18 protein-coding genes are annotated in these 22,130 nt (G+C 45.5%); 7 read left to right on the top strand and 11 right to left on the bottom strand.

Translation table 11 applies throughout. The annotated features are described in order from the left end of the window. The first annotated feature begins 240 nt into the window (after positions 1-240). On the top strand, positions 241-990 hold the full coding sequence (locus tag VCHENC03_RS19065; protein WP_009705120.1) for an MBL fold metallo-hydrolase: 750 nt from the start codon (positions 241-243) through the stop codon (positions 988-990). Between the two features lie 59 nt (positions 991-1,049). Here the strand turns inward: VCHENC03_RS19065 and VCHENC03_RS19070 are convergent, their stop codons facing one another. The 3 genes from VCHENC03_RS19070 to VCHENC03_RS19080 all read right to left on the bottom strand — a co-directional run bounded on the left by VCHENC03_RS19070 (position 1,050) and on the right by VCHENC03_RS19080 (position 3,383). Further along, positions 1,050-1,478, bottom strand: coding sequence for an ATP-dependent zinc protease family protein (locus tag VCHENC03_RS19070; RefSeq protein WP_005432588.1), 429 nt, complete (start codon positions 1,476-1,478; stop codon positions 1,050-1,052). A gap of 61 nt (positions 1,479-1,539) precedes the next feature. Beyond that, on the bottom strand, positions 1,540-2,445 hold the full coding sequence (rimK, locus tag VCHENC03_RS19075; protein WP_005438260.1) for a 30S ribosomal protein S6--L-glutamate ligase: 906 nt from the start codon (positions 2,443-2,445) through the stop codon (positions 1,540-1,542). 323 nt (positions 2,446-2,768) lie between these two features. Then, a complete protein-coding gene (locus VCHENC03_RS19080; RefSeq protein WP_009705119.1) occupies positions 2,769-3,383 on the bottom strand; it encodes a TetR/AcrR family transcriptional regulator in 615 nt (204 codons plus the stop codon). A gap of 155 nt (positions 3,384-3,538) precedes the next feature. On the opposite strand from VCHENC03_RS19080, the gene VCHENC03_RS19085 reads away from it, so the two are divergent. Further along, positions 3,539-4,552: an MBL fold metallo-hydrolase gene (locus VCHENC03_RS19085; RefSeq protein WP_009705118.1), complete on the top strand. Its 1,014-nt coding sequence runs from the start codon at positions 3,539-3,541 to the stop codon at positions 4,550-4,552. 110 nt (positions 4,553-4,662) lie between these two features. Then, complete coding sequence (locus VCHENC03_RS19090; RefSeq protein WP_009705117.1) at positions 4,663-5,007, top strand: DUF5329 family protein; 345 nt, start codon at positions 4,663-4,665, stop codon at positions 5,005-5,007. Here VCHENC03_RS19090 and VCHENC03_RS19095 read toward each other — a convergent pair. Continuing rightward, the gene (locus tag VCHENC03_RS19095; protein ID WP_009705116.1) at positions 4,975-5,874 is read right to left on the bottom strand and encodes a LysR family transcriptional regulator; all 900 of its coding nucleotides are present in this window, start codon (positions 5,872-5,874) and stop codon (positions 4,975-4,977) included. The genes VCHENC03_RS19090 and VCHENC03_RS19095 overlap by 33 nt on opposite strands. Before the next feature lie 527 nt (positions 5,875-6,401). Continuing rightward, positions 6,402-6,647, bottom strand: coding sequence for a hypothetical protein (locus tag VCHENC03_RS19100; protein WP_009705115.1), 246 nt, complete (start codon positions 6,645-6,647; stop codon positions 6,402-6,404). A gap of 167 nt (positions 6,648-6,814) precedes the next feature. Between VCHENC03_RS19100 and VCHENC03_RS19105 the strand changes: the two genes are divergently transcribed. Then, complete coding sequence (locus VCHENC03_RS19105; RefSeq protein ID WP_009705114.1) at positions 6,815-7,681, top strand: helix-turn-helix domain-containing protein; 867 nt, start codon at positions 6,815-6,817, stop codon at positions 7,679-7,681. A 696-nt stretch (positions 7,682-8,377) separates the two neighbouring features. Here VCHENC03_RS19105 and VCHENC03_RS19110 read toward each other — a convergent pair. After that, complete coding sequence (locus VCHENC03_RS19110; RefSeq protein ID WP_005438242.1) at positions 8,378-8,716, bottom strand: YggL family protein; 339 nt, start codon at positions 8,714-8,716, stop codon at positions 8,378-8,380. Positions 8,717-8,935: 219 nt separating this feature from the next. Here VCHENC03_RS19110 and VCHENC03_RS19115 point away from each other — a divergent pair, with 219 nt between their 5' ends. Next, a complete protein-coding gene (locus VCHENC03_RS19115; RefSeq protein WP_009705113.1) occupies positions 8,936-10,972 on the top strand; it encodes a PhoX family protein in 2,037 nt (678 codons plus the stop codon). A gap of 118 nt (positions 10,973-11,090) precedes the next feature. Here the strand turns inward: VCHENC03_RS19115 and VCHENC03_RS19120 are convergent, their stop codons facing one another. The 3 genes from VCHENC03_RS19120 to VCHENC03_RS19125 form a co-directional block, all read right to left on the bottom strand. Beyond that, entirely contained in the window at positions 11,091-12,482 is a 1,392-nt protein-coding gene (locus VCHENC03_RS19120) for a glycoside hydrolase family 1 protein (protein WP_009705112.1), read from the bottom strand. Between the two features lie 178 nt (positions 12,483-12,660). Continuing rightward, positions 12,661-13,788, bottom strand: coding sequence for a conjugal transfer protein TraF (gene traF / locus VCHENC03_RS0125450; RefSeq protein WP_032802195.1), 1,128 nt, complete (start codon positions 13,786-13,788; stop codon positions 12,661-12,663). A gap of 174 nt (positions 13,789-13,962) precedes the next feature. Beyond that, positions 13,963-16,026, bottom strand: a complete 2,064-nt coding sequence (locus VCHENC03_RS19125; protein WP_009705110.1) for a sensor histidine kinase — start codon at positions 16,024-16,026, stop codon at positions 13,963-13,965. Positions 16,027-16,204: 178 nt separating this feature from the next. Between VCHENC03_RS19125 and VCHENC03_RS19130 the strand changes: the two genes are divergently transcribed. Beyond that, positions 16,205-17,554, top strand: coding sequence for a sigma-54-dependent transcriptional regulator (locus VCHENC03_RS19130; RefSeq protein WP_009705109.1), 1,350 nt, complete (start codon positions 16,205-16,207; stop codon positions 17,552-17,554). A 23-nt stretch (positions 17,555-17,577) separates the two neighbouring features. Here the strand turns inward: VCHENC03_RS19130 and VCHENC03_RS0125445 are convergent, their stop codons facing one another. Then, complete coding sequence (locus VCHENC03_RS0125445) at positions 17,578-18,783, bottom strand: GGDEF domain-containing protein (RefSeq protein ID WP_032802193.1); 1,206 nt, start codon at positions 18,781-18,783, stop codon at positions 17,578-17,580. A gap of 164 nt (positions 18,784-18,947) precedes the next feature. Next, entirely contained in the window at positions 18,948-20,255 is a 1,308-nt protein-coding gene (gene brnQ / locus VCHENC03_RS19135) for a branched-chain amino acid transport system II carrier protein (protein WP_009705106.1), read from the bottom strand. A gap of 836 nt (positions 20,256-21,091) precedes the next feature. On the opposite strand from brnQ, the gene VCHENC03_RS19140 reads away from it, so the two are divergent. After that, the gene (locus VCHENC03_RS19140) at positions 21,092-22,102 is read left to right on the top strand and encodes a TAXI family TRAP transporter solute-binding subunit (RefSeq protein WP_005374185.1); all 1,011 of its coding nucleotides are present in this window, start codon (positions 21,092-21,094) and stop codon (positions 22,100-22,102) included. Positions 22,103-22,130: the final 28 nt, after the last annotated feature.

Here is a 22,130-nt window from a genome sequence, read left to right as displayed (position 1 = left end):
GAACTCCGTGTGCGCGCATTAACGGATAAAACCCAACCAGAGTCTAATGATTAAAATTTGTGCTTTCGATTAACAACTGTTGTTGATGGTTGGTGTAAACATTTATTTAACAGACTGTCCATTCTGCTGTTATATTTGGTCTGACCAGTAAGGAATTGGTCGACAAAAAATAAGAACAAAGACTCAACAAAACAAGGACATGTTTTGCAGCTGCACAGAATTCAGGGATACATCCAAACCATGTATCTTGCCGAGTATCCAGACAAATTGATGCTGCTTGATGGCGCAAGTCGAGCGGATATACCTCATCTCAAAGATTTTATCGAGCACCAGCTCAATCGCCCGTTCACAGACCTAAAGTTGGTCGTCGTTACCCACATGCACCCAGACCATGCTGGTGCGGCGCACAAGCTAAGAGATTTGACGGGCTGCAAGCTATTGGCAGCAAAACGAGACACGCATTGGTATGGCGGTTTTGATGGTTGGCTAATGCATCTTACGGATTTGATTTTGGCACGTTGGATGGCGAACCGAATGCGCAAACCCAAGCGCAACTTATGGTATTCGCGAAAACTAAAGCCAGATATTGAGCTGGTGGATGGAGAGGTGATTCCCGGTTTTGCTGATTGGCAGATATTGGAAACACCGGGGCATACCGACAGGGATTTATCGGTTTATCACGCCGAACAGAGTGTGTTGTACGTGGCGGATTTAATGGTGCAGGTAAAAAGCCATTTGATCGCGCCATTTCCTATCTTTCATCCTAACCAATATCGAAGCTCGTTAAAGCGCGTTTTTGAGATGAAACCAAGCTGCTTATTGGCGGCACATGGGGGAGAGGTTGAGTTTGATGAAGACGCGTATCAACACATCATCAATACCGCACCGGTTAGACCCATTACGCATTGGCGAGTAACGAAGATAAAACTGAAAGGATTAATGCGTTCTGTTCTGAAAAGGAAGAACGATAGACAGGAGAAGGGCAGCTAGAAAATCAGAGAAGAGCCAGATGAGCGACCACGGAGTTCGCTCATCTGAAGCTACGGGGATTATGGAGCCAATAAGTGAGATTGGCTCGGGTCTACCAGAACTTTGTCTGCCATACCCTGACGACCTAACAACATCATGTAAGTCATCTTTTCACGGTTAGTTAGCGTGATGTCGATTGGCCACTCTTGGTCGCCCATGCGCAGCATCGTTGTGATCACGCAGCGGTGTTCGAAAGTACCGTTTGATGATTTCACTTTGCGGTTCGCCTTCAGTGGAGCTTTACAGCGAACGACTTGCTCTAAGTGGTAAACATCTGGGTGTAGATCGAACTCTACGTATGACTGACCGTCTTGTTCAGTGCACTCTAGGTTATCTACGTGCAGAGAAGAAGTCTGTGCGCCTGTATCAATACGCGCTTCAAGGTGAGTAATCCCTAACTCAGGTAAGCAAATTGCTTCGGCGTTCCCAATGATCATTTTCTGATTCATAGTGTCATCCTAGCGATGAGTTAAAAGAGAGCCATTTATCAGACTCTCACTCAAACAATTATCAGCCTTTACCGCGAGTACGGTTAGCGTTTGGTTTTGCGTTCTTCTCGATGAAGTCGAAGATCATGCCTGCAACGTCTTTCTCAGTTGCTGATTCGATACCTTCAAGGCCTGGAGAAGAGTTCACTTCCATTACCACTGGGCCGTTCTTCGATTGAAGAATATCAACACCACATAGGTTTAGACCCATCACTTTCGCTGCGTTGATTGCAGTTGCGCGCTCTTCTTTGCTTAGTTTTACAAGCTGAGCAGAACCACCACGGTGAAGGTTAGAGCGGAACTCGCCTTCTTTTGCTTGGCGTTTCATTGCTGCGATAACTTTGTTACCCACTACGAAACAACGGATGTCTGCGCCGTTTGCTTCTTCAATGAACTCTTGCACCATGATGTTTGCTTTTAGGCCCATGAATGCTTCGATAACACTTTCTGCTGCTTTCGTAGTCTCAGCAAGAACAACACCGATACCTTGAGTACCTTCAAGTAGCTTGATAACCAATGGTGCGCCGCCAACGTTTTTGATCACGTCCTGAATGTTGTCAGGGTGGTGAGCAAAACCTGTGCGAGGTAGACCAATGCCTTTACGTGATAGCAGCTGCATAGAGCGTAGCTTGTCACGAGAGCGGCTGATTGCTACTGACTCGTTCACACAGAATGTGCCCATCATTTCAAACTGACGTACAACTGCTGTACCGTAGAAAGTGATAGATGCACCGATGCGTGGAATAACCGCGTCGTACTTTGGCAATTCTTCACCCATGTAACGGATCTTAGGGTTGTTACTCGTAATATCCATATAACAGTGCAGAGTATCGATAACATCAACTTGATGTCCGCGCTCTTCACCCGCCTGCTTTAGGCGCATGGTTGAATATAGATTCTCATTACGAGAAAGAATAGCAATACGCATGGCAATTCCTTAGTAAGTCAGTACCAAATTAAAAATGTAAGTATAGAGTATAGTGAGTGGGTGTAATTGATGTGACAGAATCCACTCTCTTCAGCGACTTAGAATTGTGGTTGGACAACCACGTCGTCAGAGGTGCGAACCTTAGGGCGTTTTCTCAGTAGATGAAAACGAAAAAATATCGTCGATACGACAAAAATAATTTATCGAACTCTCACGCCTTGCTGCATGCGACTGTCAAGGGAATGAAAAAGAAAAATGAGTCAAAATTTCATCAATTTACTATGGCACAAATCACAAAAAAGCGGCCATTCAGCCGCTTTTTGTTATTGAACTAAGTAATGACTTAGGAAGAGTTCAGCCGTTTGGGTGGCTAAAACTCTAGATTCTTCCAAGGTTAGCGAAGCTCGCATCCCCATCAATTGTGGCCAGAATGCGCTGCCTTTAATTAAGTTGTGCAATTGAATGCTTGCCACGTCCACATCATTAACCTTCAATGTGTTTTTTTCTGATTGTTGAGTGAGCCAGCGGTACAAGGCCGTTTCTTGCTTCGACATGTGTTCCGCTTGTTCTTTGAGATCTTCCGGCTTAAACAAGAAATGTCCGAAAGCCACTTTCGCCAATTCAATATAGTCAGGTGCGGTTACCACGATAATTTCGCTGTACAGCAATTCGACCAGTTGATCTTTTAGCGGGAGTGTTGGTAAACGTTCAATGTCGCTATCCATCATTGAAGAACGCCATAGTTCCGTTAGTAACTCTGTCACGATCGCTTCTTTAGAAGGGAAGTGGTTGTAGACCGTGCGCTTGGAGACTTGCGCAATAGCAGAGAGCTTATCCATGCTGGTGTTTTGCACCCCAAACTCTTGGAATGCTTGCTTTGCTGCGCACAGGATGGCTTCTCTTTTGGTCTCACTGCGACCTTTTCTTTTTACATTCATAAACTTGCCGAGTTAAGAAGATCATTTCTGGATCTATTTTACACTAAGTAGTTTACTTTTGATAATTAGAATGTAAACTGCACCGTGTAGTTTACTTTTGTTCGGGTTAACTTTTTATGAAAAAAACTTTGCTAGCCACAGTAGGAGCGTTCGCGATGGGTACATCAATGATTTCTTGTTCTAATGTTGATACTGAAAAAGCGCCAACATACCCGGACAAATTTGCAAACACAGAGTTGGAATACAAAAGCAGCTTGGGTGACATGTTCGGCATCATGAAAGCCTACTTTACGACCGAGCGCCTCAATCCAACACCAACGATTGAAATTCCGGTTCATGTCATGACGGCGAATCAACTGTTAGAAGAGCAAGATGACGTTATCTACCGTTTAGGTCATTCAAGCGTGTTAATGAAGCTCGATGGCAAACTGGTGATGACTGATCCTGTATTCAGTGATCGCGCGTCTCCTGTGCAATGGGCAGGGCCAAAACGTTTTCACCAAACACCAATTACGCTAGAAGATTTACCAAGTATCGATGTAGTGGTGATCAGCCATGACCATTACGATCACCTAGATAAAGCTTCTATTAAAGTGCTAGGTGACAAAGTGGGCACTTTCTTGGTGCCGTTAAAAGTGGGGCAATTACTGGTTAACTGGGGTGTGCCGAAGGAGAAAGTGATCGAGCTAGATTGGTGGGAGTCACATTCTGTCGACGGCATTGAATATACACTGACTCCAACTCAGCATTTCTCTGGTCGAGGTTTGACAGACCGTGATACGACGCTGTGGGGCAGCTGGGTTATTAATGCACAACAACACAAAGTGTTCTTCAGCGGTGACTCTGGTTACTTCAATGGCTTTAAAGAGATTGGCGAAAAGTATGGCCCGTTTGATTTCACTATGATCGAAACTGGCGCATACAATGAACTTTGGTCAGACATTCACATGTTCCCAGAGCAAAGTGTTCAAGCACACATTGATGTGCAGGGCAAAGTAATGATGCCGATTCACAACAGTACGTTTGATCTATCGATGCACGATTGGAATGAACCGATGCAACGCGCGTTAGACATCAGTGAAGAGCGCGGTGTAACGTTAGTTAGCCCTGAGATTGGTCAACGCTTGGCGATTGCGGAGCCTCAGCCTGCGAAGGCATGGTGGCAATAATGTCTGAGCTAAACAGCCAAACACCACAATAGTTAAGTCACTTATTAGTAGTTACTTGGTATTAGGTACTTGCTATTAGTTACGTGGTCAGGGATAAGGATAAAGGTGCGATGAAAGCAAAGTGGACGTTGTTACTTACATTAAGCATTCTGCCTACCTTTGCACTAGCAGGGGTAGAGCAAGATATCTCGACGTTGATAAAACGAGTTGAGCAATCCTCTTGCACCTTTATCCGCAACGGCAAGGCGTACACTAATCAAGAAGCAGCAGAACACATGCGCAATAAATGGGATTACGCCAAAGATGACGTTGATTCTGTGGATGTGTTTATAAAAGAGGTCGCGTCAAAGAGCTGGTTATCTGGCAAACCATATTGGGTGGATTGCCAAGATAAACGCATTACCAGCGAAGAGTGGCTAACATCATTGATGAGCCCCGCCAATCACATCCAATAATACTTCTTTGATGGTCTGGTATCGCAGCGGCAGAGTGCGGCTGCGTTTTCTCACCAAAAACAAATCTTCGTATACCGGTTGTTTTAACTCAGCCACATACAACTCTTCTCTTAATGGAAAACTTTCCACCGCACTGTAGGGCAAAACGGTAAACCCCAGTCCTTTGCTGACTGGCAATAGAATCTGACTGAGTTGGTTAACGTAGCCTGATAATGGCATGTCACTTACCTTGATCTCTTTGAGTAAAGGTTCTGCACATTGGTCGAAAAACAACGTCATATAATGTTCAGCATCCGGGTGACCAATCACGCCGCAACTTCGAAGCAGTTCAGGCGTTAACGTCTTTCCATGATAGGACTTTGGTAAGATCAGACACAGCGCTTCTCTGCCAATTTGTTCACTTTGGAAAACACTCTTGTTGGGAGAGTATGTCACGATGCCCATATCAATACGGCCGTCAGCAACCCCATTTAGAATTGACTGATTCGGTGCCGCTTCCAAGTGAATCGACAATCCGCGATGCAGGGTTTGTTTTTCAAGCAGTGGATCAAACAGCATCAAGGCAAGTGCTCCGGAACAAGCCAGTTTGCAATGACCTGCAAAGGGATCATCGAAGCTTAGATCTTCCAGTAAGTTTTTCTCTTTCTCTTCCAACTCTAACGCGTAGGCATACACCATTCGGCCTTGCTCTGTCAGCTCAAAGCTTTTGTTCTCGCGCTTAATCAATGGGTGCTGACAAGCTTGCTCTAGCTTTTTGATGTGCTGACTGACACCGGGCTGGGTCATATAGAGCTTTTCTGCTGTCTGAGTAAAGTGGCCGACTTCGACAAGAGTTTTGAATGTGTGTAACCAAACTGGATTAAGCATAGGACGTTGTTTGCTCAGCGTTTATTAAAGAAAGCGTTTCGAGAGAAAGTGTAGAAATAATAGCATGATGCGTGGAATAACGCAGAGGAGGATGATAAATGACAGGCAAAATAAAACCCCGCCTGGTTTCCCAGACGGGGCTTATTCTTTTTCGCAGCAATCCGGCTACTAATAGGTGCTCCCTGCATCTATCCTTGATTGTGGCTAAGTCCTTTAACCGAGTTCCTTGTTCATCGCCTTCCTAGCGGTGTCCATTCTTGCCTATCATCCTGACGGGCGAACTCTATCCTAGAGCTTAACTACATCCTTGCTGACAACTCATCCTAAGCTATCAAATCTTCGTCCTGAAGATACCCAATCCTTTAGGCTTTTTTCCTGTTCCCGCCAACATCCTGTCGACACAACTAGTATTGTTGTTTTGCTGATTACTCTCAATCAGCTAGGTAAAAAAACTTTGGCAGCGAATATTGCTTAAAATAGGATAATTATTAATTTTCAGTTAGTTAGGTTTGTTGTTCGATTTGTTCTTAGTCAAAAATGGTCGTTTTGCTTACATCGCTTGTGAGAGATCTCGCACAAGGTGACGAGCGAATGTACGAATCGGCGTCTTTTTCATCTTGTTTAAGAATTTGCTCAAGATCACAACTCGACTTGTAGCCATAAGATTTGGCGATGGTATTGGATGAAATTCCCATTTCCTTTATCGCAAACGCAGCCCATTCATCACGAGTTTTTTGCATGATCTGGCGTAGCTTGGTCTTAAAGTTACTCATAAAAGCTCCTTAGTTAGCTTGTCTTTACAAGAGAAGAATAAGGAGCGTGATGAGGCTTAGTTGATAGTATGCCGCTCAATATCAATACTATTGAGGCGTGATGAAGAATATGTCGGTAATACTGATATTATTTGCGCGTGAAACAATACTATCTTGTGGGGTATCAAATGGCGCACATCGAAAAAGTACCGCAAAGGCCTGGTTTTTCTTGGCGCTACCGTCGTATTGATGAACCAGCGAAAGAATACGATTTTCATTTTCACGATGACGTCTTTGAGTTGGTCATCCACCGCCACTTTACGGGGACTTTGCACATTGGGCATCACGAGCTAGAGGTGACCCACAACCAGATGCTGTTAATTGCGCCAGGTGTGCCTCACTCTATTCACTCCACGTCGGTAGAAAGCAACTGCGAGACTCATGTGATTTGGTTTAAGCGTGAGTGGATCGCGAATCTAATGTTCTATTGTACTGAGTTACGTAAACTAGACCCGTTATTAAAAGCCGCAAATAAAGGAGTGGTGTTCTCTGAGCGAACGGCACAGCAAGTCGTGGATCTTCTGCAAGAGTTGATGAAAGTGCCCGCGATGGAACAATTGTCGAGATTCATTCATATCTTATCTTTGGTTGCCCATGACGAAGCAGCAAAAACCTTGATGACCCATTCATACCTTTCGATGAGTGAACACGAGCAACAAGAAAGAGAGCGCGTCGCAAGTGTGAATGCGTATCTTGAGCAGCATTTTGCCAACAAGGTGACATTGGCAGATTTAGCCAACTACTTGTCGTTGAGTGAAAGTGCGGTCACACGGTTGTTTCAAAAGCACTTTAAAGAGCCGTTTAGCCAACGTTTGATGAAGCTAAGAATCAACCATGCCGCGGATTTGTTGCAATCGACAGGGTTACCAATAGGAATTGTGTTTGAACGAGTAGGCTATCGCAATCAAGCTTTGTTTAATCGCCACTTTAAAACTTACAAGGGACTGACTCCGAGAGATTACCGACAGCATTACCAGCAGCGAATCCAACCTTAGTTTGTGCATGTGCGTACTTTTGTTGTGTACTAAACTGGAATTTATGTGCAACTGGTATATTATTTGCTAGGTTATCTAAGAATCGTTATTAAGATTCGATGACAGGTTAAATAGGGAACTTGATTGCCATATTTCTGTCATAAGTGATGAGTAAGTTGACCGTATCAACAAGATAAAAGCAGGTTTACTGGTCAAAAAATGACTGCAACGCTTCTACTTTTATCATTATGTTGTGAAATTAGTCACGGTTAATTGATTCGTTCCTCGATAGATTGAAGGGGAATACAACCTTAGACAATAAGCTCAAGATGAGCGTTACCTATATAGATGAGGGAGATTGCTATGAAAAAGATGAGAAGAGCTCAGCTACATCGTGTTCGTATCCAATACTGGAAAGACACAAAGACTGAGACTGCTAAAAAAGCATAGTAAACCATACTCAATGGCACTGAGCTGGCAATGGACGGATAACCTTCCATAAAATGCCAGCTCTAAAATTATCTAGCACATCCATACTTTCCAAGACTCTAAGCTTCCTGCTTTCCTAAACAAAGCTTCCAAAACAACCAAACGTTCCACTCTTTCTAGCTTCAACATTTCAGCACAAAACCATAGCCTTAAATGCAAAAAAGCCAGTCCGAAGACCAGCTTTCTCATTACTCGCTCAACTCTGTTTATTACAGAGTGATTCCGTAATTACAGGTAGTTTGCGTCAACCAATTCGCCAGCTTTTGCGCTGCTTACTTCTGGACGAGCTTGTAGCCAAGCTAGAACCTGTGCTTTTTGTTCTTCAGTTGCGCTTTCGTAACGCTCTGTTGAACATAGGAAGCCTTCAAACAGCTCTAGACCGCCGCCACCAAAGCATAGGTTTAGGCCATCAATGTAGTCGATAAACTCATCAACGAATGCATCGTAACGGTCGAAGTCGTTGATGTCTGTTTCACAGCTGATTTCAAAGCCTAGGATCGCGAATTCACCTAGGAATAGCTTCTTACGCAGACGACGATTTTTGTTATCGATTTTATCTAGTTTCATGATTATCTCTCGTGGATGATTTGAGTACACCTTATACCCCCAAATCTGGCTTAGCCCAAGTAAAATCGGGAGTACATAGAATAGATGGGTGCTTTATAACATTTTCTAAACACAAAGTTCATAAAGATAGACTAGTTCTGTCACTTTTCTCTTCCAAACTTCGCCTCGCTCAATGATTTACAAACCTATAATTCAACCTAACACTGGGAAAGCAACACCATGAGTAAGGAAACCTTCGACGCGACGCGTTACAACCAGAGTAATAACAAGCCTTTTGAAGAAGTACTGGAAGCGAGCCTATCTCGACGCAGTATCCTGAAAGGTGGCCTAGGTATCAGTGCGATGACCGCTTTTGGCGCATTTGGTCTATCTGGGTGCAACTCTTCTAGTTCAGGCACTTCTGCTGGTGGGGGCTCTGGCGTTTCAAGTGCAGTCCTCAATTTTGATTCGATTCCAGGCTCACTGACGGATGCAGTATCGATTCCGCAAGGTTACGTCGCACAAGTATTGGTGCCATGGGGTACACCTCTAAACGCACAAGGTAACGCTTGGAAAGACGACGGCAGCAACACGAGTACCGACCAGCTTAATGCATTGGGTATGCACCACGACGGCATGCACTTTTTCTCGCTAAACGACAGCGACACTGACGGCTTGTTGTGTATCAACCACGAGTACATTGATACCGCAGCTCTGCACCCAAGCGGTCCGACAGCTGTGGGCGGTGTGCGTACTATCGTCGACGAAGTTCGAAAAGAAATTAACGCACATGGTGTGTCTGTGGTTCGCGTTCAACTTGAAGACAACATGTGGAAGTTAGTCGATACCGATCCACTAAACCGCCGTTACACTGGCGCGACAGTCATGGACCTTTCTGGGCCTGTCGCAAATACAGAATTGACCGTAACTCGCTTCTCACAAGATGGCAGCCAAGCGCGCGGTACACTGAACAACTGTGGTAATGGTTTTACGCCTTGGGGTACTTACCTAACTTGTGAAGAGAACTGGCCGGGTTACTTTGTTAACGCTGGCGTTCGTACTGAAGAACAAGATCGTATTGGTGTTGATGACACGAGCACTCGTTACCTATGGGAAACGTTGGCGGGTAATGCCGAAGAGCGTTTGGACGAATTCACGCGATTCAATGTAGAACCAACAGGCGCAAGCGCATTGGACGATTACCGTAACGAGGCGAACGGCCATGGTTACATTGTTGAAATCGACCCTTACACGCAAAACTCACGTGCGAAGAAGCGTACTGCACTAGGTCGCTTCCGCCATGAAGGCTGTACATTCGGCAAGCTTGAAGAAGGCAAACCAGTGGTATTCTACTCTGGTCATGACTCTCGCTTTGAGTACCTATACAAATTTGAATCTGCGGCAGCGTGGGATCCTGCGGATGCTAACCCTGATAACCGCTTGGCGATGGGTGACAAGTACATGGATGAAGGCACACTGTATGTGGCGCGCTTCAACGAAGACAGCTCTGGTACTTGGTTACCACTGACACTAGATAGCACGACAGTTTCTGGTGGCACACTCGCAGACAGCTTCAATTCTCTAGCAGAAATCATCCTGAATACGGCGGGTGCAGCCGACCTTGTTGGTGCGACGCCAATGGATCGCCCAGAGTGGTGTACTGTTGACCCATTCACAGGCTCGGTTTACCTGACGCTAACGAATAACACTAAGCGTACAGAGGAAACTAACCCTGCAAATCCACGTTTGAACAACAAGTTTGGTCACGTAATCCGTTGGGATGAAGGCGAAGCAGCAACAGACTTTACGTGGGATATCTTTGTGTTTGGCTCTCCAGCAAACGGTGATGCGGACACTAACCGTTCGAGCTTGACCGAGCTTAACCAGTTTGCGAGCCCAGACGGCTTAGCGTTTGATCCTCGCGGCATTCTGTGGATTCAAACGGACAACGGTGCAGATGAAGTGACGTCTTACACCAATGACCAAATGCTTGCGGTTGTACCTTCTAAGCTGACGGATGAAAACGGCACACAAGAAGTGATCGGTGCAGAAAACCAAGCTGAGTTGAAACGTTTCTTTGTTGGCCCTAACGGCTGTGAAGTGACGGGCTTTACCATTAGCCCAGACTACAAGTCTCTTTTCGTGAACATTCAGCACCCAGGCAACTGGCCTTACAGCGACAATGCAGCAGAAGAAACACCTGCGGGGATGACACTGCGTCCACGTGCCGCGACGGTGGTTATTCGCCGTGAAGACGGTGGTGAAATTGGTGTTTAACCAATAGGTCATACGACTGAATATCGGGAATAAGAAAAGCCCTGCGTTTGCAGGGCTTTGTTTTTTCTATCTAAATATACATGCACTTTGTATCTAGGCTTGTATCTAGATAATAAGCTTAGTTTTTGAGCGAGCCGCCCGCAGTGCGAATCACATCTTGATACCAGAAGAAGCTCTTCTTACGTTTACGTTCTAACGTACCTTGGCCATCGTTGTGGCGATCAACGTAGATGTAACCGTAACGTTTGCTCATTTCAGCAGTTGAGTTTGCGACCAAATCGATTGGTCCCCAACTGGTGAAGCCCATCAGCTCAACGCCATCAAGAATCGCTTCGTGTGCTTGCACAAGGTGGTCGTTCAAGTAAGCGATGCGGTAATCATCCTGAATCTCACCGTTTTCATCGATTTCATCACGTGCACCTAAGCCGTTTTCTACGACGAACAGTGGTTTTTGGTAGCGATCGTGAAGGAAGTTCAGCAGAATGCGAAGGCCTTTTGGATCGATCAACCAACCCCATTGGCTCTTCTCAAGATATGGGTTTGGTACGCTATCGACGATGTTACCTACTTCCTTCTGTTTCGGATCCGCACTTGCACAGCCACTTGCGTAGTAGCTGAATGAGATGAAATCGACACTTGCCGATGCGATCTCTTCTAAGTCGCCTGCTTCCATCTGAATTTCAATGCCATTTTCACGGAAGTAACGCTTCATGTAGCCAGGGTACTGACCACGTGTTTGCACATCACCGAAGAACAACCACTTGTTGTTTTCGTGCATGGCAGCAAGCACGTCATCAGGGTTACAAGTGTACGGGTAGTTGATTGCGCCAAGCAGCATGTTACCAATCTTGCCGTTTGGTACGATTTGCTGACACAGTTTTACCGCTTTTGCGTTTGCGACTAGCTGGTGGTGAATCGCTTGGTAAATCTCTTGTTCACTGGCGTCTTCTTGCAAACCAACACCAGTAAATGGTGCGTGCAGTGACATGTTGATTTCGTTGAACGTTAACCACAGCTTCACTTTGTCTTTGTAGCGTTCCAGCACAGTGCGAGCATAACGTTCGAAGAATTCGATGACGCGACGATCGCCCCAGCCGCCATAGTTCTCGACCAGTGCGTAAGGCATTTCGTAGTGAGATAAGGTCACGAAAGGTTGGATGTCGTGCTCGGCAAGTTCGTCAAAAATTTTATCGTAGAACGCCAAACCTTCTTCGTTAGGTTCTAGCTCGTCACCGTTCGGGAAGATGCGGCTCCATGCCAAAGATAGGCGCAGACAGTTAAAGCCCATCTCTTTGAATAGCGCAATGTCTTCTGGGTAGCGATTGTAGAAGTCGATCGCCACGTCTTTTATACCCGGCGTACGTTCTTCACGGGTTTGATGCGGACTCAAAATACCGTTTGGCAGCATGTCTGATGTCGATAACCCTTTACCCCCAAGGTTGTACGACCCTTCTACTTGGTTTGCAGCAATGGCACCGCCCCAAAGAAAATGTTCAGGAAACTTAATCATGTTTCTCACTCTTTATCGTTCGGAAGTTATTCGTTCTATTTGCTTGAGAATAGTGTAGGTCAAGGAGGGATTCTTGTATCGAGATCGTGTTTTTCTCAGTCCTTGGGGAGAATTGAAACAATTGAGCGGATTTTGAGCAAGAAGCTCCAACATCGAATTGCGAGTTGGAGCGATATGATTAAAACGTAAAGGCTAGATTTGCAGCGGCACCAAACTGGTTGTCGCCAGCATATGATCCCGCTAGATCAATACTGAATACATCAAAAGGGCTAATACCCAGCCCCCCAGTGATGGAGTCTTCCAAATTATCTTCAAGATCGAGTTCATAACCGGCCCGGATTTGCGCCCAACCCCAAGCATTACCTTCGAGGCCTAGGCGGATAAATTGAGTATCATCTTCCAACTCTCGAAAACGTTTTTGCTTGGTAAGATCAGTATCTAGACTGAAGGTGATGTAGTCACCCACGTAGCCTAAACCTAATGTAGCTTGTGGTGTTAACTCATAAGTGTAATCACCAATTTCAGTCTTTATCTCTTGTTCAAAAATATCTTTGATAGACAAACCTGCACGAAACTTGTCTAGATACCACGCAACCCCTAAGTCTAGATTAAACACATCTTTAGACACTTCGCTTTTGTCATAGTCGTCAATATCGAAGTCATCCAACGAGGTTCGTTGAGTGTAAGTTCGGAGTTGTTGGTACTTAGGGCTTATTCCGATAGCCACATTCTGATGGAGAAAAGAAAAATTTCGCGCAAAAGACAACCCGTACTCAATATTGCCAAATGCAGCGAGGTTTACCTTTGAGTCAAGGTATCGCTCTAGTGTGTTGTCAGAGTCTGCAATATCCGGCTGAGCAAGAATCTCGACGTAACCGGAACTGAACAAATTTACCGATACATGCTGGGTAGGGACTGCAATAGCGAAGCCTATTCCACCGTTCATAACCACGGGCACACTTTGACTTAATTGGTCTAGAAGCTGGTTAATGTGGGCTTCTTCTTCGGGAGTAGGGAAACCATGTAAGCTTTCATATACGTCTTGCACATCTTCCACGGTTGATAATGCCTCGTCTTTGTCATTGATGTTGACTCCGACTGCTGGAATTAGCAGTCCTATGTCGTCGTTTTCTCTATACAAAGCGCCTAATGCGGGGTTGTGGAAGGGGGCCGTCAAATAGTCAGCTGATACGACTCCGGTATTACCCATGCCATGACTGCGGGCATCAGCAACATAGGGAGCGGCAAGTAATTGGGTGGAAATTGTTAAGGCAGTAAAAGTCGTAAATAAGATTGTTTTTCTCATAGCATTTCCATTGCTTGAAAACAGACTAAGTCTGTTTGGTGATGTTACGTATGAGGAGTAAACTGCATTTTTAATGAACAAGTGGTTGCTTATTCAACAATCTTAAGCGTAGATTAGGCGGTAAATTTTAGAAAGTGATGTTTTTTAATAAGAGGAGTTGAGCGAAGTAGAGGATTATTTGGATATTTGAAACCTGAGGGAAAAAGTCATTCCACCTTCGGTATTTGTTTTTGCCGCAATATTTCCATTCATATCACGCATATTGTTGGCCGTAATCGCTAAACCCAGCCCTAAGCCTTCACCAATTTTCTTTGAGGTTTGGAAGGGTTCAAACATGGATTCAAGCATCTCATCCGACACGCCGCAGCCATTGTCACTGACGATCAGTTCGACCTGATTACCGGTTGGGTTGACGATCAAGCTGAGCTGCGGGTTGGTGGTATGGTTCATCGCGTCTAGCGCATTCGAGACAAGATTACCGAGCACCTGAAGCAGTCGTTGTTCTTCACCCATGATGTCGGGTAAATCATGAGGAACCCGAACACGCACGTCCACCTTGTCTAATTGGGATTGATAAACGCGTAAGGTCTCTTCGAGTGCGGAGGTAAGAGAAATCGCCTGTAGGCTTTCTGGTTTGTTGTAGGCGAACGTCTTTAACTGACTAGTCATGCTTGCCATGCGATCAATCAGCTTCTGCACCAAAACATTGTTGGCTTTCATCATTTCGGTTTCGCCACGTTCTGCTAACAGTTCGTTTGTTGTAAGCAGGGTACGCAAGCCTGTCAGTGGCTGATTGAGCTCATGAGTGATCGCGCTCGACATGCGACCCAAGGCGGCCATTTTGCTCGATTCAATTAACTGGCTTTGTGCTTCTTTTAGCGCTTGAGTTCGCTCTTCTACTCGCTGTGCCAGTTCTTGGTTGACCTGTTGCAGTGATTGCTCGGCTTTTTTCCGCTTGCTGATGTCGATGATCGTTGCAAGGAAATACTGCTCGCCATGCCAAGGGAAACTGGTTAGCGAGAACAAGACAGGGAAGACGCTTCCGTCACTGCGTCTGGCAATGGTTTCGACCGTGCTGATCTCTGCGAGCTCTTTATGTTTAGGTAAATCCTTAAGCAACTTGAGTGTGGTGGAATTGGGATTGCCTGCGTCGAATAATTCCCAAGCAAAAGCGTGTCGATTGACGCTTTCTGGTAGACAGAACAAACGCTTCGCCATTGGGTTGAGATCGAACAGTTGCCCTTGCTCATCAATCAATAGCAAACCAACGTGGGTCTTATTGATCATCTGTTTCAAGCGGCGTTGGGACTCTTCCAACAGAGCTTGAATTCGTTGTTGATTGATGTGCTTTTGGCGACGTTGTAGACCAATGATGACGAGTAATACAGCCAATAAGAGCAGCGCCGCTACGCTCCAACCAATCACGTTGATGGTTTGTTGAATCGGCTTAGAAGGGGTGAGGTAGCTGACGTACCAATTCAAATCATCCAATTTAACGGTGTGCGCAAAATAGCGTTGCTGATTGAGCGTCCACACACTGATATTGGTGTTGTCGTATAAGCGCTGCGTTTCTAACTGAACGGTGTTGCTCGGTTCGTTAAACCAGTCTGCGTTATAAAGCGAGCTGCTTGATAGGAAAAAGCGTTGCTGGCGATTTTGCAACGTAATGATGTCTTGGCTAGTAATGGTCTGTTCGGTCAACAAGCTGAGGTTGATCTGCACCACCACAATGCCTGCGATATCCAGACCGTCGTAGATAGGGGCTGCAAGATAGTACAACGGACTCGAACCTTTGGTTTTGTTCACCAAGGAAACACCGCCGCCTTGATTGTGAATTTGTTCCACAATGGCTTTTCGGTCAGACAAGCTAAAGCGCTCTTCGATTAAACTTGAGACCAATACTTCGCCAGAGTTAGACAGGATTAGCCAACCTTCCGTATTGGCGGCTTTATCTAGCTGAGTCAGTTGGGTTTGCAATGGCTCGTAATAAGTCAGGTTCCCTTTCACAAACGCGATGGTTTCTGGGTTATTGGTGACGAGGTAAGGCAGGTGATAGAAGCGTTTAAGTGCACGACGAACTTCACCAATATAGTCGAGCAGTTTTTGTTGAGCTTCGGTTTGAGTTTGTACACTCAACCACTGACGGGCAACCTCTCTGCTGGCGCTGTAACAAGACAACATCAGCACTGCCGCAATTGCGACCACAAGCCATGTTTTGCCATTCCTTTTGCGCTGCATACCGACTCCATTCAGCTAGTGCGTTCTCACCAACAGTCATTAAAGAGTGCGCCTAACTGGTTGGATGTTAAAGACTTGTAAGCAAGAAGTGAGATCTAGCTCCTTTTCTCCTCAGTGGTTTTTGCTACCGTTAACAAAGAGCTATTTCTTTCCCACTCCATAAAGCAGGCAGTAACTCATGGCTTTTGACGACACCCCTAAAATTGCACTTATCGAAGACGATGATATTGTTCGTCAGGCTACCAGCCAATGGCTGCAACTGGCGGGGTTTGATGTGACCGCATTCAGTTTAGGCGAAGAGGGCAAAGCGGCCATTCTTAGCCAAGAATTTGATGCGATTGTCAGTGATGTTCGCCTGCCAGACACCAATGGTTTGTCGATACTAGAAAGCCTGATTGCCAATCACATTCCAACGCCAGTTATCTTGATTACCGGACATGGTGATGTCGATATGGCAGTAGGCGCATTACAAAACGGTGCGTTCGATTTTATCGAGAAACCTTTCCAACCTGAGCGCTTATCTCAACGTGTGACCGAAGCGGTCGAGAGTTATCGCGCACAAACGTCTACTCAAGATCGCCAAGAGTACCTATCTAGTGTTAGCGGCTTAGAAGAAGTGTTGATTGGGCGAAGCCGAGTGATGCAACAGCTTAGAGAACAAGTAGCCAAGTTAGCGCGCATTGATACTAACGTGATCATTTACGGCGAAACAGGTTGTGGTAAAGAGCTGGTGGCGACGAGCTTGCATAATGAAAGCCAACGTAGAACCCATCATTTTGTGCCAATCAACTGTGGCGCTATTCCTGAGAACTTGTTTGAAAGTGAGCTGTTTGGGCACGAAGCTGGGGCATTTACTGGAGCGGGTAAAAAGCGCATTGGTAAATTGGAATACGCGGATAAAGGCACCTTATTTTTTGATGAAATCGAGAGTATGCCGCTGTCCATGCAGGTGAAAGTGTTACGTTCATTACAGGAACATACAGTTGAGCGCGTTGGAGGCAATCAACAGATCTCAGTTGATTTGAGAGTGATCGCCGCCGCGAAAGAAGATCTCAATGATCATGATGAGTTTCGTCAGGATTTGTACTATCGCCTCAATGTCGCGCAGATCTATTTGCCACCACTACGTGAGCGAGAAGAAGACGCGTTGATCTTGTTCGAACACTTTGCCCTGAAAAGTAACTCTGAGAGTCGTCCGCTTAGTGAAGCCGATAGAAAAGCCATTCTTGCTTACGCTTGGCCCGGTAACGTGCGTGAGCTAAGGAATGTCGCGATGCGTTTTGCTCTGGATGAAACCGTCTCCGTGATGGAAATTCTTTCCAGTCGACCATCTTCTACAACCGAAGAGACACAAGCGGGCGTTCCGTTGGCGATTCAGCTGCACAATTTTGAACGTAAGGTACTACACGATTCCTTAGTTCGACACCAAGGACGAATTACGGATGTGATGGTTGAGCTAGATTTACCGCGCCGAACCCTTAACCAAAAGATGCAGAAGTTTGGTCTAAATCGCTCTGATTACACCTAACTGAATCAATTACGGGCTTTGCTTTATGCGCTCTCTTTGAAGGAAGAAAACGTCAGCTCTTTGCCTTGCTCGGAGAGAACAGTCACGCGGTCGCGGCCATTCTCTTTAGAGCGATACAACGCGTGGTCGGAGCGAGAAATTACATCGTGCAGTGTTTCGTCCAGCTTCATCTGAGCGACTCCAAAACTCATGGTCACAGGCGTGTTGCTTGCGGCGCAGCATGGTTCAGTTCTTACCCAACTGCGAATTTTCTCAGCATACTCTGCAGCTTGTTGGGCCGTATGTTTCGGAAGAACAATCATAAATTCGTCGCCTCCAAAGCGAATGGCTTGGGCTTGTTGAGGAAGATAACGGCTCATAATGTTTGCCACTCGTACAATTGTCTCATCCCCAGCTAAGTGTCCACATGCGTCGTTAATGTGTTTAAAGTTATCAATGTCCGTCATGATGATGCTTAAGCTTTCGTGTTTGTCGATTACTCGCTGCACCATCTTCGGTATAACCTTTTCCATGGCTCTGCGATTAAGTAATCCAGTCAGTGCATCTTGAATCGAAAGGTTTTCAATCGAAATTAATAAACGAGCGTTGATTAGCCAAAGCATGCAAAAGCTCATTGAGACGACAAGGCAGATGCTAAATAGGAAGGTGAGCTGATGGATCAGTCCTGCAGACATAAAGCTCGATAATTCTGAACCAAAATAAGACCAGATGACTCGCACGGCCATAAAAGCGCCATATCCAACTAGCGAAGCAGCCATGCCGATCATTGGCCATTTATCGTCTTGATTGTCGCCTTTCATCATCGCCCAACCACTTGCTAACGTTACTGCTGATAAGTAAACACTGATCACCAGAATACGGATACGGATAGAGGGCACATGGAAAGTGAAGTAGTAAGTGAGAGCTACAACAATGGGCAGCACAGCAGTGAAGCCGTAAGCGATCCTAAGTGTAAAAGCGCGGAAGATACAAACACCATAAAGTGTCAGCAGAAAGCCAATGAGCAACGTAGTATTAGAAGCGACAACGGTGAGCCAGTCGGAAGCGCTGTCCCGAAAGCTCAGGAGTAAAGGCCCACCCCCAATGAATAACAATGAGATAGCAAAACAGGTTAACCCAGGAATTTTTCGCTGTTGGTATTGGGTAAAAAGCAGCCCAACTGAGTAGATACAAGAGAAAAGAATAATGATGAAGTTGAGAGTTCTTATATCTAAAGAAAAGTTGTCCATGTCGCCATCCTAGCCGCTCATCTTATATTTTATAAATCATACGCTTATTAAATATAAACACGACTTATACTAGAACAATTGATGCGAGATGTCTTGGATAGCTGATACTTTTGGTGATTAATGGAACAAGCCCACACTTGGTGGGCTTCGGTCTGAAATATGTCTTAATTTGTAGATTCTGCAACCGTCAACTGCGCTTTCGGTTTGGTCGCCATTACACCCACAATCACCATCGCAATCGTTGGAACAATCCAGCTTGCAAAGTAGTGGTACAGCGGCATGTTGCTGTCTAACCATTGGTTTGCGGCTTCTGGCATGTAACCTAGGATGTGCAGCGCATCAATACAACCAAACGTTAGAGCAGTGAACGCCGTCGCGACGACCATGATTTGCGACATCTTGTTGCGCACTGGTGCCATGATCATCAACGCAATCGCTACTGGGTGAAGCGCCACAACCGCAGGCAATGTGATAGCCAATAGTTGCTCTAGACCTACGTTGGCGATCAAACCAGCCAATACCATGGTCGTGATAACGCAGCCTTTGTAGTTCACTTTGCTGAAAGTGTTGTCGTAGAACTCACTGCCTGCGGTGGTTACGCCGATAGCAGTAGTCAAACACGCTAATACCATCACGGCTCCTAGTAATAGTGAGCCAAATGCGCCGAAGTGGCTGAAGGTGAACGCCGTTAAAATGTCGCCACCATTGCTGAACTCAGAACCCAAGTATGAGCTTGTTGAGCCAATGTAAGCCAATGAGATGTAAACAAACGCCATGGCAACCGCGTACATCAAAGCTGCGATTAGCGTGTATTTTGCGGTGGCTTTCGGACAATCCACACCCATGCTGCGAATCGCGCGGAAGATAATCCAACCAAAACCGATAGAACCTAGCGCATCCATCGTCATGTAGCCTTGGGTCAAGCCTTCAGCAAATGCGCCAGATACGTATGGTCCCGTTGCGGCAGTTAGCTCTCCTGCAGGAGAAACCAAAGCAGTCACGGACATGATGATTAAGATAGCCATTAATGCAGGCGTTAAGATCTTGCCTAGGTTGTCGACCAATTTACCCGGATATAGGGCAAATAGAATGGTGATAGCACAGAAGGCAATAGTGAAAGGCACCAAAGCGGCATCACCAAACATTGGTGCAAAGCTAAATTGGTAAGCAACGGTAATCGCACGTGGGATTACGAACGCAGGGCCAATCACGATAAATACCATTACCCAAAAACTGGTCGCCAAAGGTTTAGGTAGGGCAGCGGTTAATTTGTCTGAACCGTTTACGATAGCCACCATCACCAGTGCCATCGCAGGCAGACCTACGCCCGTTAAGAGGAAGCCAGACATCCCGCTCAGAAAGTTTTCACCTGCTTGATAACCCAAAAATGGAGGGAAGATCAGGTTACCCGCGCCTAAATACATGGCGAAAGTCATGAAGCCCAAAGCGGCGATATTGCGTGCGCTTAACATTGTTATTCCTCTTATGTTTCGCTTGGAAGAAACTGAAAGGAATGGGAGGAGTATGTGGTGTTCCCGTCAGCTTCTTCTCAAGCTGACAGAAAGTTTAGATATAGCCTGTCAGCTCTGAATCAGTTTCAGAGAGAGCAGGAGGATCGCAGCAGCAACGCCAGATGGGCGTTTTAAAGCGGATTGTAATTGCGCAGTTGCTGACATGGGTGATCCTTAATGACGAAAAAATACCAAGGAATACGTTTGCCTTGGTGTGTTGTTACCCTAACGAACATAGGGCTATTGGCACAACCCCGAAGTAGAAAATAAGTTGATACGGTCAATGTTTGTTTCTGAACTGGTGGATCGAACTGCTTTTTAAATTCAAAATTAGAATAAATGACTTTTCATTTCTTTAACATGGCTTGTTTTGCTGTATTTTTGTGCTATTTGTAGTCGTTTAGGCTATAAACCTCCGCTGATAAAGTGAGCAGTTTAGAATGATGCGCTTTTTCTTCTTATTGTTGAGACGCTCATTAGTTGCAATTCAATCCAAAATTGCATCGGCAAAATATTGCTTATTAGTGAATCGTGCATTTATTTTGTCTTGATCACATTTTATTAACCTTTTGCGATCTAGGCGTGCAGCCTTCTTCTCTTGAATAAGCAAGATCTTGCTCATTACTTTGCTATCAAATCAGCATGATTTTGCTCATTTTTGATGTCCTTCAGCACTTAGTTCAATAAATACAAAGAGTTAAAAGTTGGCATTTCAATTGCTCTAGGAAATGTGTTGTTAATAAAGATTTAACATGATGTAAATCCCCAATCGTGAAACGACTACACGGAGAGTAATAATGAAAATGAATAAGCTGGTAAAAGCTTTGGCTGTCGCTGTAACTTCTTTTGGTATTGCTGCTAACGCTGCGGCAGAAGATCGTAGCTACATTCTTGCAACGGCATCGACAGGTGGTACTTACTATCCTGTGGGCGTAGCGCTGGCGACGTTAAGCAAAGTGAAATTGGCACCAAAGCACCACTTCTCCCTTTCTGCAATCAGCTCTGCGGGCTCTGGTGAAAACGTCAAACTGCTGAACGAAAACGAAGCACAGTTCGCGATTCTACAAGGTCTTTACGGTGCATGGGCTTGGTCTGGAGAAGGTCCTTATGAGAAGAGCGGTCGTCAAGAACAGCTGCGTTCGGTCTCTATGCTGTGGCAAAACGTTGAGCACTTTATTGTTCGCTCTGATCTAGCAAAAACTGGCACTGTGACTGACCTGAACAACCTAGATGGCAAGAAATTCTCTATCGGTAAGAAGAATTCTGGTACAGAGAACTCTGGTCGCCAAATCATGAAAGGTCTGAAGGTCGACCCTGATAAATTCAATCTTGCTTACATGGGTTACGGCGGCAGTGCGAGCGCACTTCAAAACGGCACCATTGACGGCATGAACACGCCTGCAGGTGTACCTGTTGGTGCGGTCACTCAAGCTTTTGCTGCGTTGGGTAAAGACATTTCGATTCTTTCGTTTACTGACGAGCAAATCAAAGAGGCGAACGGTAACTACAACCTATGGACGAAGTACGAAATTCCTGCGAACACGTATCCAGGTCTAGATAAGCCGATCACTACCATTGCACAGCCAAACTTCTTGGCAGTTCGTGAAGATATCTCGGAAGAAGACGTTTACCAGCTAACCAAAGCAATTTACGAGAACCTGCCTTTCCTACAAGGCATTCACAAAGCAACAAAAGCAATGGCGATTGAGAAAGCGATTGCTGGCTTGCCAGTGCCTCTTCACCCAGGTGCGGCGCGTTACTACAAAGAAATGGGCATCGAAATCCCATCAGACTTAATGGCGAAATAACGCCAACTTCGCCCCGAGTTTTGGCTCG

Source organism: Vibrio sp. HENC-03, from assembly GCF_000305755.2.
Taxonomy (GTDB): domain Bacteria; phylum Pseudomonadota; class Gammaproteobacteria; order Enterobacterales; family Vibrionaceae; genus Vibrio; species Vibrio owensii.
Note: the sequence above shows the minus strand (reverse complement) of the source record. Positions and strands in the feature narration are given on the sequence as shown.